This window comes from Nocardia niwae NBRC 108934 = DSM 45340, from assembly GCF_001613465.1.
GTDB lineage: Bacteria > Actinomycetota > Actinomycetes > Mycobacteriales > Mycobacteriaceae > Nocardia > Nocardia niwae.
The window spans coordinates 41,573-53,101 of sequence record NZ_BDCK01000050.1 but is presented as its reverse complement, the minus strand read 5'-3'; the positions used below and the strand labels follow the sequence as shown (position 1 = coordinate 53,101).

Genomic DNA, 11,529 nt, shown 5'->3' with positions numbered 1-11,529 from the left:
CGCGGCGGAGGCGCTCGCGGCGGAACTGGCCGCGCTGCCGCAGACCTGCCTGCGCTCGGACCGCATGTCGATGCTGGAGCAGGAGGGGATGACCGAGGAGTCCGCGCTGCGCAACGAGTTCCGCCACGGGCTGACCGCCCTGGCCGACGGCGCGCTGGACGGCGCGCAGCGCTTCGCGTCGGGCGCGGGCCGGCACGGCGCTCGCGCCTGAGGCCCATGGGCAGGCTGAGCGTCGTCGACGAGATCTTCCTGCGCAGCCACCGCGGGCTCGGCACGCCGATCGCGTTGCAGGGCGTGTGGCGGACAGCCGACCGGGTCGACCCCGCGTTGCTGACGCGGGTGCACGCGGCCTTGGGGTCGGGGCCGTTGGGGCGCAGGGTGGTTCGACCACGTGTGCCGGGCGCCCGCCGGGCATGGCGACCGAATGTCCGCGCGTACCCGATCGACCGCGCCGAGAGTGTCCTCCCGGTCGCGGAACTGCTCGACTGGGCCGATGCGCAGGGCGCCGGGCTCGATCCGGAATACGGCCCCGGCTGGCGGCTTTCGACCGCGCCGCTGGACGACGGTGGTTCGGTCGTCTCCCTCACCTGTTCGCACGCGCTGGCCGACGGGCGCGCGCTGGTGCTCGCGGTGGACGACGCGCTGGGCGGCGCTCGGGTGCGTCCGGCGGATCCGTCCGCGCGGGAATCGGATTGGGCCGACGCCCGGCGCCAGTGGTCGATCGTCCTGCGCGGCACCGCGGCTGCGCTGCGGCACGGGATACCGCGGCAACCCGCCGCGCCGCGACGGGACGAGCAGCCGCGCGTGGCGGGCAACGCGACGCGCGGCGCGATCCTGCAATGCCCGGCCGCCGAGTGGGATCGCGTGGCGGCGCGCGCGGGCGGCACGGCGAACAGCCTGTTCATCCATCTCGTCGCGACCGTGCTGTGGGGCAGCGGATTTCCCGGCGACACGATCGAAGCCAGCCTGCCCGTCGACACCCGCGACGAACCCCGGGTCGACAACGACCTCGCCATGACGCGCATCGCGATCACCCGCGCCGACACCCCGGCGACGATCCGCGCACTGGCCCGTTCCGCCTACGAGCACCGCATGTCCGCGCCGGGCGGAATGCCCGAACAACTCCTCCAAGTGATCCCGGACCGCTGGGCCTACGCGCTGTCCGAGGGCGCGGGCGAACGGGACATCCTGTGCTCCAACATCGGAACGCTCCCCACCTCGCTGCTCCGGCTCGGCCCGCACCGCTGCACCGGCGTCGCGGCGCGCGCCATCCACCCCGGCCTGGCCGCCGCGCGACTGCCGCGCACCCGTCTCTCGGGCTACCTCTGCCGCGTCGGCGACGACTATGTGCTGAGCCTGGTCGGCCTGGACCCGGCGCGGATCGCTTCCGCCGGTGCGTTGCGCGAACTCGCGTTGCGCGCGGCGCACTGCGCGGGCTTGCACGCCGACGCGTGGTGATACCCGCGGGCTGACGCGCCGAGCCGCGGTCGTCGGCACTCGCGCGCCCGCCGAGCCGCAGGCATATCCCCAGCCGCAGGCATATCCACAGCCGCAGGCATATCCACGGGCACGCACCCGGCTCGCGGGTCTCCGTGATGGTTTCGGCGACACGCGCAATATTTCGGCGAACAGCAGGGAGTTTCGGCGACCTGGTATGAAATCGGATGGTTTCGCCCGCCGGTCATCGGCGGTTCGCGCGAATGCCGACGACGACCGCGATCGGTCGGGTCGGCCGACTCGCCGTGTCGGCGTGATCACCGGCGTCGGCCGTACCGCCCGATAAAGTCTGCGGCGTAGGCCGAGTGGGGGCCGCCGCGACGACCCATTTGCCGTGCAGTCCTTTCGCGCATGAAGTTCCGATTCCATCGATACTCGACTGGAGCATGATGAACCGAAAGCATTCGCGTACTCTCGCCGCGATCATCGCGGTGGTTGTGGCCGCCACCGGCGCTTTCGCTGTTTCCGATTCCGTGGCGGGCGCCGCGCCAGGAGAGATCAACGCCGGTGGACTGCATCTGATCGCGTCGGCGAACGCCAACAATGTCGTGCCCGCGGGTGAGTTCGCGCCGGGAGTTCCGTTCGTGCACGCGGTGAAGGTGTCCGGAGACTTCTCGGTATCGCTCGATGGACCCTCGGCGCTGCGCGGTGGAGAAATCGCCGTCGGATATCTGGTCGGCTGCGCGGTCGACATCTCCAACGGCATCTCGATCGGCATCTCACCGAGTGTCGGCGCCGGCGTCGGGATCGCGCCCTCCTTCGGCCTGGAGGGCTCCCTCACCTTCGAGGGGCCCTCCGTGGAGATGGGCATGCCCGACCAGCATATGATCCCCTCTCTGCAACTGCTGGCGCCACCGAGCGTCACTGTCGGCGCCGGCGTCGCCATCCAGCCCAGCTTCGAGGTCGAGGGGGGCCTCGCCGTCGAACTCGCGGTGAATCTGGCCCCCGGTTCGGTCACGGCGGCGGTGATCGGCGCGGCGGAAATCGACGAGGATTCCGAATTCCCTTACACCTTCGCTCACACCAATACCCCGTTGAATATCAGCGGCTGCCTTTCACCGGCCTCGGCCATGCCGTTTGTCACCGTACGGGCCGATTCGAGAAGGGCCACAGCGCAAACGACGGGTTACGGCGCAGCGTTCTGGTTCTGACCGGCACACGCGCCGATCCGACCAGCAGCGCGCGCAGGCACCAGTCGAACTGCGCGTCCGAGATCCACTGCGCGAGAGTGGCGGCACTCGCCCGGGTGCGCGGTCAACGGTCACCGTTGACGGTGTCGAACGTGCCCGCGCGCCCGGCGATCCGCTCGGATTCCAGTGCCAGCGGAAGTTTTTCCCGCGTCCCCTTGTGACTGATGTGAAACGGCGAGTGGTCGTGTGAGCGACACGCGCCGGATCAGCCGGCCGCGCGCTCCAGGACATCCGAGGGAACTCGAACGCCGGGGTCCAGGTCCGCGGAGTCGATCGGGTTGTCCCAGGTCTGGCGCAGCGGGAGGACGCCCGCCCACACTCCCCCGTTGTCGATGTCCGCCGGGTCGTCCTTCGGGCCTCCCGCACGGACCTTCACCGAGGCCTCGGTGAGGTCGAGGGCGAGCACTTTCGTGGCGGCGAGTTCCTTCTTGCTCGGGGGACGCACGCGCGACCACGCGCCGGGCGCCGCGTGCTCGACGATCACGCGCAGCCCGTGCAGGCGCTCGTCGTGATCGGTCACCTCGCGAGCCCGTCCGAGCACGACCGCGGAGCGGTAATTCATCGAGAAATGCATGGCCGAACGCGCGTAGACGACGCCGTCGACCATGGTCACCGCCACCGAGATGTCGGCGGCGACGGCCGCGCGCATGTTCCCCGCACCGGTGGAGCCGTGCAGATAGAGCGTGTCACCGTCGCGGCCGTAGGCGGTGGGCAGCACGACCGGCGTACCGCCGAGCAGCACCCCGAGGTGGCAGATCAGCCCGGCGTCGAGCACCGCGTCCAAGTCGGCGCGGTCGGTACGGGCGCGGTCGGTCAACCGGGTCGGCGTGCTGCGCGGCGTGGGCGAGAGTGGAGTGCGCGTGCTGGCGGTTTCGATCATGCACCCAGCATCCGGCCGCTAGTGGCATTATCAAAGCGCCAATTCGGATGATTTTCATCAGTCCACTTTGCGAGGTATCCATGCTCGAGGACCTTCCCCTCGACCTCGATCGCGAGCTGGCGCAGCCATTGTCGGTGCAGATCGCCGACCAGCTGCGCCGGGCCGCGACCGGCGGGCCGCTGCGCGGCGGCGACCGGCTGCCGTCCACTCGCGCACTGGCCGGGCGGCTCGGCGTGAGCCGCACGGTGGTCGCGGCCGCCTACGACCAACTGCACGCGGAAGGCTGGATCAGCGGCAAACGCGGGTCCGGCACCTATCTGACGACCGCACCGGCCGCCGCGCCGGAGCGCACCGAATCCGCGCCGGGCACGGACACCGTCCCGCAGCTGTTCGACCTGGCCCCGGGGGCGCCGTGCACCGACGCGATCGACCCGGCCGCGTGGCGCCGCGCGTGGCGCGCCGCGGCGGATCACTCGCCGCTCGTCCGCAAGGACCGCGCGGGCGAACCGGAGTTCCGCACGGCGGTCACCGAGCACCTGCTGCGGCACCGCGGGATCGGCGCGGGCAGCGACACCACGCTGCTCGCCACCGCCGGAACCAGTTCCGCCGTGAGCGAGCTGGCCGCGGCGCTGCTGCGGCCGGGCGACGCCGTCGCCATGGAGGACCCGGGCTACCAGCGCGCCGCGGGAGCTTTCGCGGCGGCCGGACTGAAGGTCGTTCCGGTGCCCGTGGACGCGCACGGCTTGCGCGTCGATCTGCTGCCGCCCGGAATCAAAGCGGTGTACTGCACTCCGGCGCACCAGTTCCCGCTCGGCGCGCGGATGCCGGCGGCGCGGCGGGTGGAGCTGGTGGAGCATGCGCGCCGGTCCGGGATCTTCGTCATCGAAGACGACTACGACGGCGAATTGCGCTACGACACCGCGCCGCTGCCGCTGCTGGCCACCATGGCCCCCGACGTGGTCGTCCACTTGGGCACGACGAGCAAGATCCTGTCCCCCAGCCTCGGCGTCGGCTGGCTGCTCGCCGCGCCTGAGGTCGCCGCCGCGGTGCTCGCCCACCGCGAACGCACCGGCACCGGCCCGAGCCCGGCGGGTCAGCGCGTGCTGGTCGCCTTCGCCGCGCACGGTGATCTCGCCCGGCACCTGCGCAGGCTGCGTCGCGCGCTGCCGCCGCGGCGGGCTCTGGTGGTGACCGAATTGCGCCGCCGCGGACTCGGGGTGCTCGGCGACGACGCGGGCTCGCACGTCGTCGTGCCGGTGGAATCGGCCGAGGCCGAGCGGCGTGTCGTGGCGGCGGGCCCGGCGCGGGGCGTCGCGCTCGACGGGCTTTCCAGGTACTACCTGGGAGCCCGCCGGGACCACTTCGGCGTCGCGCTCGGCTACACGGCGCTGCCCTTGCCGGAACTCGCCGCGGCCGTACCGAGAGCCGCCGAGTGCCTCGCCCGGCCGTAGCATGGGCGGCACGAGCGGTCAGACCCGGACGCGGCAGCGTAGCGTGACCACGCAGAGCCCCGGTCAGGCCCGAAGCGACAGGGCATGAGCGGTCAGGCCAGAGACGGCAGCGCAGCGTGACCCCGCACGGTCCCGCTCAGGCCGGAAAGGACGGAGCATGAGCGAACAGGACATCTTGGCGCGCATCAAGGAACTGGTCGACCAGGAGCACCAGCTGCGCTCGCAGGCCACCCGCGGTGAATTGGACCCGAAGACCGAGCGCCAGCGCCTCGCCGAACTCGAAGTGATGCTGGATCAGGCCTGGGACCTGCTGCGCCACCGCCGGGCGCGGATCGACCAGGGCGAGTCGCCGGACACCGTGCGGGCCAACACGGTCTCGCAGGTCGAGGGATACCTGCAGTAGGCGCGGCGATGTCGAGCACAGCAGCCGACTACGACGTCATCGTGATCGGTGGCGGGCCCGCGGGCGAGAACGCCGCCGCCTACGCCGTCGCGGGCAGTGACCGCACGGCCGCCATCGTCGAGCGTGAACTCGTCGGCGGCGAATGCTCGTACTGGGCCTGCATTCCGAGCAAGGCGCTGTTGCGGCCGGGCCACGTCCTCGCGGCGGCGCGAGCGATGCCGGGTGTCTCGGCCACCGGTCTCGACGTCGAGGCGGTGCTGCGGCGGCGCGACGCCTTCGTGCACGACCACGACGATTCGTCGCAGGCCGACTGGGCGCGCAGCAACCGCATCGACGTCGTGCGCGGCAGCGGCCGCCTGACCGGTGTGCGCTCGGTCGAGGTCGGCGGGCGGCAGTTGCGCGCCCGGCATGCCGTGGTGCTGGCTACCGGCACCACCGCGAACGTTCCCGGCGTGCCGGGTCTGCGCGACGCGCTGCCGTGGACCTCGCGCGACGCCACCAATCTGCACGAGGTGCCGCGCCGGGTCGCCGTCGTCGGCGGCGGCGTGGTGGCGAGCGAGGCCGCGACCTGGCTGGCCGCGCTCGGGGCCGAGGTCACCCTGCTGGTGCGCGGTTCGGCGCTGCTGGCCGCGACCGAGCCGTTCGCAGGCGAGCGGGTGACGGCGGCGTTGACCGAGGCGGGCCTGCGAGTGCGCTTCCGGACCGAGCCCACCGCCGTCGAGCGTCCGGCCGCGAAGGACACCGGAGAAGGCCGGATCCACGGCGGTCCGGTGACGATCCGGCTGCGCGGCCCGGAAGAGGAATCCGTGCTCGAGGTGGACGAGATCGTGGTGGCGGCCGGACGCGCACCCGCCACCGAAGGGCTCGGCCTGGACGCGGTCGGGCTGACCGGCGGATACGTCGCGGTGGACGACCACCTCGCCGCACGCGACGTCGAAGGCGAGTGGCTGTACGTGGTCGGCGACCTCAATCGGCGCGCCGCCCTCACGCACATGGGCAAGTACCAGGGCCGGGTCTGCGGTGACGTGATCGCCGCGCGGGCCGAGGGCAGGCCGCTGGACGACCCGCGCTTCGTCGCGAGTTCCGATCACGACAAGGTCCCGCAGGTGGTGTTCACCGCGCCCGAGGTGGCCTCCGTGGGTCTCACCGAAGCCGCGGCCAGGGAGGCGGGTCACCCGGTCGAGACCGTCGAACTGGACATCGAGGTGGCCGGATCGGCGCTGTCGCGCGACGACTACGCCGGTCACGCGAAATTGGTCGTCGACAGCGCCACCGACACGCTGCTCGGGGCCACGTTCGTCGGCCCCGAGGTGGGCGAGCAACTGCACGCGGCGACCATCGCGGTGGTCGGCCGGGTGCCGCTGTCCACCCTCTGGCACGCCGTGCCAGCCTTCCCGGCGGTCAGCGAGTTCTGGCTGCGCCTGTTGGAGGCGCGGCGCGCATAGCTACCATTTGAAAATGGTGGCAACAACCGATATCGCGACCGCCGACGGAGTCGTCCGCGGTCGCCGTGGCCGCCGCGTCCTGCGCTGGCGGTCCATTCCCTACGCGGCTCCTCCGATCGGGGACCTGCGATTTCGCGCTCCGCAGCCGGTCCGGCCATGGTCGGGCGTGCGGACCGCGACGGAATTCACCTCGGCGGCGATGCAGCACCGCTCCGGAGCGCGGATCGGGCCGCGCGCCTACCAGCCGACCAGCGAGGACGCGCTGACACTGAATGTCACCGCGCCCGCGACGGCGGCGGCGGGCCCGCGGCCCGTGCTGGTCTTCATCCACGGCGGCGGGTACCTCATCGGGACCTCCGCGCTGGGGATGTATTCCGGCGCGCGACTGGCGGTGCGCGGCGACGTGGTGGTGGTTTCGCTGAACTACCGGCTGGGCGCGTTCGGCTATGTCGACTTCAGCGAATTCGGCACCGCGGAGCATCCCTTCGACTCGAACCTCGGATTGCGGGATCAGCTGGCCGCACTCGAGTGGGTGCGCACCAATATCGCGGCCTTCGGCGGCGACCCGGACAACGTGACGATCTTCGGTGAGTCGGCCGGCGCGCACGCCGTGCTCGGTCTGCTGGCCACCCCGGCGGCCGAAGGATTGTTCCACCGGGCCATCTCGCAGAGCCCCCCGGCCGATTGGGCGATCACCGCCGAGGAGGCCCGCGGCTTCGCGCGCCGCTGTGTCGCCGCCCTGGGCGCCACACCGGACACCGCGCATACCGCGCTGCGCACGGCGGGCGCCAACGACATCCGCCGCGCCGTCGATCGCCTGATCGGGCAGGTGGTCCGGGAACAGCCGGGCGCCTTCCCGGTGTGTCCGGTCGTGGACGGCGATTTCCTGCCGCTCTGCCCGGTCGACGCCATCACCGACGGCTCCGCGCACCAGGTGCCGCTGATCATCGGGACGAACCGAGACGAGGGCACGCTGTTCGCCAGGTTCGCCGACGAACTGCCCACCACGGCCGACCGGCTGCGCTCCGCGCTCGGGAACTCCGCCGAGGCCGAATCCCGGATCGCCGCGGCCTATCCCGGGTACCCCCAGCCGAAGGCGGCGGTGCGAGCGGGCGGCGACTACACGTTCTGGCGTCCTTCGGTCGCCGTCATGGAAGGGCACAGCAGGCACGCGCCGACCTACGCCTACCGCTACGACTTCGCGCCGCGCGCCCTGCAGCTGGCCGGGCTCGGCGCCACCCACGCGACCGATCTCATTCCGGTCTTCGGCATCGGCGACTCTCCGGTCGGGCGGGCTTTCACCGCGGCGGGCGGCAGGCGCGGACTGCGGGCGGTGACCGATCAGTTCCAGGACAACTGGCTGGCCTTCGCCCGCACCGGAGCTCCGCTGCCCTCCTGGCCCGCTTATACCGAGGCCCGTAGGTCCACGTTGATCATCGACTACCCCACGCGCGTGGAACACGACCCGGACCGGGCGAAACGACTCGCGTGGCAGGGCGTGCGGGTGCCGACGCTGACCTGACCCGCTATTTCAGCAAGCGCGACATCCGCCGGTCCGCGAGGCCCTTGCCGCCGGTCTGACAGGTGGGGCAGTACTGGAAGGACCGCTCGGCATAGGCCACCTCGCGGACCGTGTCGCCGCAGACCGGGCACGGTTGCCCGGTCCGGGCGTGCACCCGCATGCCGGAGCGCTTCTCGCCTTTGAGGCGGGCGGCGTCCTGGCCGACCGAGCGGCGCACCGCGTCGGTGAGCACCGTGCGCAGGGCGGTGTACAGCTCGGCCACCTTGTCGGCCGGGAGGGCTTTCGTGTTCGCGAACGGCGAGATCCGCGCGGTGTGCAGGATCTCGTCGGAGTAGGCGTTGCCGATGCCCGCCAGCAGCGCCTGGTCCACGAGCGCGGTCTTGATCCGCTGCGAGGTGCCCTGCAAGATGTCTGCGAACTGCGCCTCGGTCACCTCCAGCGCGTCGGGGCCGAGCCGGGCGATGCCGGGCACCGCCTTCGGGTCCGCCACGACGTACACCGCGAGCCGCTTCTTCGTGCCCGCCTCCGTCAGATCGAACGCGGGCGTCGCCCCCTCGGGGGTGAAGAAATGCACGCGCAGCGCGAGCGGGCTCTTACCGCCCGGTTTGGGCGGCGCCGGGCTCGGCTCATCGATCCAGCGCAGCCATCCGCCGCGCGACAGATGCGTGATCAGCCACAGCCCGTCACATTCCATGCCGAGGAATTTGCCCCAGCGCCCAGCGCCGGTAACGTCTCGGCCGGACAGCGCGGTGACGGGGGGCTCGAAGGTCTTGACGGCACTCAGTGCGGCCACGTCGACACGGCCGACCACGGCGCCGACCGCATGCTCCCGGAGGAACTGAGCCAACGCCTCCACTTCCGGTAGCTCTGGCACGCAGTCCAGACTACCCAGCCCCACCGACAACCGGCCGGTTCGCGCGCGGCGGCGGGCGGCTCACGCGCCGCGCCGCAGCAGGTAGATGTCCATGATCCAGCCCTTGCGCTCGCGCAGCTCGGCGCGGCGGCGGACGATCTCCTCCCGCACCGCGGGCAGCGGTCCCTCGATCAGGGTCTCGTCCGGCATGCCGAGGTAGGCACCCCACCAGATGTGCATGTCCGGGTCCTCGATCGCGGTGAACGAGCAGTCGCCGTCCAGCATCACCAACGTGTTCTCCGCGCCGAGGCCCTCCTCGCGCAGGCGGCGGCCGGTGGTGATGCGCACCGGCTCGCCGATGCCGTGCAGCACCACCCGATGCCGCGCGGCCAGCGCCTGCGCGCTGGTGATACCGGGCACGACCTCGTACTCGAAGTTCACCACCCCGCGGGCGAGCACCCGCTCGACCATCCGCAGGGTGCTGTCGTACAGCGCGGGGTCACCCCAGACCAGGATGCCGCCGACGCCGTCGGCCCCGGCGAACGCCGATTCCAGCAGCGCCGAGCGGCGATCGTGCCAGTCGTCGACCACGTCCAGGTAGTCCGCCGGCGTCCGGTCCCGGGGCGGATCGGCGATGGGGACGATCCGGTACGGCCGGTCCAGGTGCGCTTCCAGGATCGCCGTGCGCACGTCGACCAGCTCCTGCTTCGCCTCGCCCTTGCCGATGACGAAGAACGTCTCGACCTGACGCATGGCTTTGACCGCCTGCACGGTGACCTGGTCCGGATCGCCGGCGCCGATGCCGATCACGTAGAGCTTGCGCATGCGCTCGAGCTTGCCAGGCCCGCGCACGACCACGGTGGCCAGGCGGCGCCCGGGACGCGCCCGATCGGCTCACCGGCCGCCGGAGAACGACGACTAGAGTTGCCAGGCGTGGCTCATGACGCGCTCGATCCGGCCTCGGCTCCCGACACCCAGTACGAAGACCTGCTCCGGCTGGTGCTGGAATCCGGCACGAAGAAAGCCGATCGCACCGGCACCGGGACGCGCAGCATCTTCGGCCACCAGTTGCGCTACGACCTCTCGGCCGGGTTTCCGCTGGTCACCACGAAGAAAGTTCATCTGAAGTCGATCGTCTACGAGCTGTTGTGGTTCCTGCGCGGCGACTCCAACGTCGGCTGGCTGCGCGAACACGGCGTCTCCATCTGGGACGAGTGGGCCGACGCCGACGGCGAGCTCGGCCCCGTCTACGGCGTGCAGTGGCGGTCGTGGCCCACCCCGGACGGCACCCACATCGACCAGATCTCCCAGGTGCTGCAGACCCTGCGCACCGACCCGGACTCCCGCCGCATCATCGTCTCGGCGTGGAACGTCGCCGACCTGGACAAGATGGCGCTGGCGCCCTGCCACGCGTTCTTCCAGTTCCATGTGGCCGACGGCAAACTGTCCTGCCAGCTCTACCAGCGCAGCGCCGACCTGTTCCTGGGCGTGCCGTTCAACATCGCCAGCTACGCGCTGCTGACCCACATGGTCGCCCAGCAGACCGAACTCATGCCGGGTGACTTCATCTGGACCGGCGGGGACTGCCACATCTACGACAACCACCTCGACCAGGTCACCGAGCAGCTGAGCCGCGATCCCCGCCCCTTCCCCACGCTGCGGCTGCACCCCGCCCCGACGCTGTTCGACTACCGCTACGAGGACGTGGAAGTGGTCGGCTACGAGCCCCACCCGGCCATCAAGGCCCCGGTGGCGGTGTGAGCGCGAGCCGCACGATCGGTCTGATCTGGGCGCAGACCCTCGACGGGGTGATCGGGCTCCGCAACACCATCCCCTGGCGACTGCCCGAGGACATGGCGCACTTCAAGGACGTCACCTGGGGACATCCCGTGATCATGGGCAGGCGGACCTGGGATTCGCTGCCGCCGCGGTTCCGGCCGCTGGCCGGACGGCGCAACATCGTGGTGACCAGGCAGCCCGACTGGTCGGCCGACGGCGCCGAGCGCGTGTCCTCGGTGCCGGAGGCGCTGGCCACCTGCGCTCCGGACGCGGTCTGGGTCGCCGGGGGCGGCGAGATCTATCGCGCCGCGCTGGAGTTCGCGACCGACCTGCGCGTCACCGAGATCGACACCGCGGTGGAGGGCGATGCCTTCGCGCCGACGATCGGACCCGAATGGCAGCCCGACGAGCCGGAGCCCTGGCGCACCTCGGCCACCGGTCTGCGCTACCGCATCCGGCGCTACACGCGGCAGCCGACGGCCTAGCGGAACGCCACGCCGAGGGGCGGG

11 protein-coding genes and 1 pseudogene are annotated in these 11,529 nt (G+C 71.6%); 9 read left to right on the top strand and 3 right to left on the bottom strand.

The features are described 5' to 3' along the window. The 3 genes and pseudogenes from NNI01S_RS35515 to NNI01S_RS30405 all read left to right on the top strand — a co-directional run. Window positions 1-211: pseudogene (locus NNI01S_RS35515) on the top strand (crotonase/enoyl-CoA hydratase family protein); the annotation flags it as partial. A 5-nt stretch (window positions 212-216) separates the two neighbouring features. Then, window positions 217-1,458 carry a hypothetical protein gene (locus tag NNI01S_RS30410; protein WP_063024556.1) on the top strand — a complete coding sequence of 414 codons (1,242 nt, stop codon included), beginning with the start codon at window positions 217-219 and terminating at the stop codon, window positions 1,456-1,458. Between the two features lie 425 nt (window positions 1,459-1,883). Continuing rightward, on the top strand, window positions 1,884-2,648 hold the full coding sequence (locus NNI01S_RS30405) for an MspA family porin (protein WP_063024554.1): 765 nt from the start codon (window positions 1,884-1,886) through the stop codon (window positions 2,646-2,648). 244 nt (window positions 2,649-2,892) lie between these two features. Here the strand turns inward: NNI01S_RS30405 and NNI01S_RS30400 are convergent, their stop codons facing one another. Continuing rightward, entirely contained in the window at window positions 2,893-3,567 is a 675-nt protein-coding gene (locus NNI01S_RS30400; RefSeq protein ID WP_063024552.1) for a pyridoxamine 5'-phosphate oxidase family protein, read from the bottom strand. Window positions 3,568-3,647: 80 nt separating this feature from the next. Here NNI01S_RS30400 and pdxR point away from each other — a divergent pair, with 80 nt between their 5' ends. The 4 genes from pdxR to NNI01S_RS30380 all read left to right on the top strand — a co-directional run bounded on the left by pdxR (window position 3,648) and on the right by NNI01S_RS30380 (window position 8,388). Next, window positions 3,648-5,018: a MocR-like pyridoxine biosynthesis transcription factor PdxR gene (gene pdxR, locus NNI01S_RS30395; protein WP_063024550.1), complete on the top strand. Its 1,371-nt coding sequence runs from the start codon at window positions 3,648-3,650 to the stop codon at window positions 5,016-5,018. Between the two features lie 157 nt (window positions 5,019-5,175). Beyond that, window positions 5,176-5,421: a DUF2630 family protein gene (locus NNI01S_RS30390; protein ID WP_063024548.1), complete on the top strand. Its 246-nt coding sequence runs from the start codon at window positions 5,176-5,178 to the stop codon at window positions 5,419-5,421. An 8-nt stretch (window positions 5,422-5,429) separates the two neighbouring features. Then, window positions 5,430-6,866: a dihydrolipoyl dehydrogenase family protein gene (locus NNI01S_RS30385; protein ID WP_063024546.1), complete on the top strand. Its 1,437-nt coding sequence runs from the start codon at window positions 5,430-5,432 to the stop codon at window positions 6,864-6,866. A gap of 13 nt (window positions 6,867-6,879) precedes the next feature. Further along, window positions 6,880-8,388, top strand: a complete 1,509-nt coding sequence (locus NNI01S_RS30380) for a carboxylesterase/lipase family protein (RefSeq protein ID WP_063024544.1) — start codon at window positions 6,880-6,882, stop codon at window positions 8,386-8,388. 4 nt (window positions 8,389-8,392) lie between these two features. Here the strand turns inward: NNI01S_RS30380 and NNI01S_RS30375 are convergent, their stop codons facing one another. After that, window positions 8,393-9,262, bottom strand: coding sequence for an Fpg/Nei family DNA glycosylase (locus NNI01S_RS30375; RefSeq protein WP_063024542.1), 870 nt, complete (start codon window positions 9,260-9,262; stop codon window positions 8,393-8,395). 60 nt (window positions 9,263-9,322) lie between these two features. Beyond that, window positions 9,323-10,066, bottom strand: coding sequence for a precorrin-6A synthase (deacetylating) (gene cobF / locus NNI01S_RS30370; RefSeq protein WP_063024564.1), 744 nt, complete (start codon window positions 10,064-10,066; stop codon window positions 9,323-9,325). Window positions 10,067-10,174: 108 nt separating this feature from the next. Here cobF and NNI01S_RS30365 point away from each other — a divergent pair, with 108 nt between their 5' ends. Both NNI01S_RS30365 and NNI01S_RS30360 read left to right on the top strand, forming a co-directional pair. Further along, window positions 10,175-11,002 (top strand): thymidylate synthase, encoded by an 828-nt coding sequence (locus tag NNI01S_RS30365; protein WP_063024540.1) that lies wholly within the window; start codon window positions 10,175-10,177, stop codon window positions 11,000-11,002. Next, a complete protein-coding gene (locus NNI01S_RS30360) occupies window positions 10,999-11,505 on the top strand; it encodes a dihydrofolate reductase (RefSeq protein ID WP_063024538.1) in 507 nt (168 codons plus the stop codon). The genes NNI01S_RS30365 and NNI01S_RS30360 overlap by 4 nt, the downstream gene beginning before the upstream one ends. Window positions 11,506-11,529 lie beyond the last annotated feature (24 nt).

Excerpts from the sequence above, each read along its gene's own strand:
- NNI01S_RS30410 (WP_063024556.1), top strand. The coding sequence starts at position 217 with ATGGGCAGGCTGAGCGTCGTCGACGAGATCTTCCTGCGCAGCCACCGC.
- pdxR (WP_063024550.1), top strand. The coding sequence starts at position 3,648 with ATGCTCGAGGACCTTCCCCTCGACCTCGATCGCGAGCTGGCGCAGCCA.
- NNI01S_RS30385 (WP_063024546.1), top strand. The coding sequence starts at position 5,430 with ATGTCGAGCACAGCAGCCGACTACGACGTCATCGTGATCGGTGGCGGG.
- NNI01S_RS30380 (WP_063024544.1), top strand. The coding sequence starts at position 6,880 with ATGGTGGCAACAACCGATATCGCGACCGCCGACGGAGTCGTCCGCGGT.
- NNI01S_RS30400 (WP_063024552.1), bottom strand. The coding sequence starts at position 3,567 with ATGATCGAAACCGCCAGCACGCGCACTCCACTCTCGCCCACGCCGCGC.
- cobF (WP_063024564.1), bottom strand. The coding sequence starts at position 10,066 with ATGCGCAAGCTCTACGTGATCGGCATCGGCGCCGGCGATCCGGACCAG.
- NNI01S_RS30390 (WP_063024548.1), top strand. The coding sequence starts at position 5,176 with ATGAGCGAACAGGACATCTTGGCGCGCATCAAGGAACTGGTCGACCAG.
- NNI01S_RS30405 (WP_063024554.1), top strand. The coding sequence starts at position 1,884 with ATGATGAACCGAAAGCATTCGCGTACTCTCGCCGCGATCATCGCGGTG.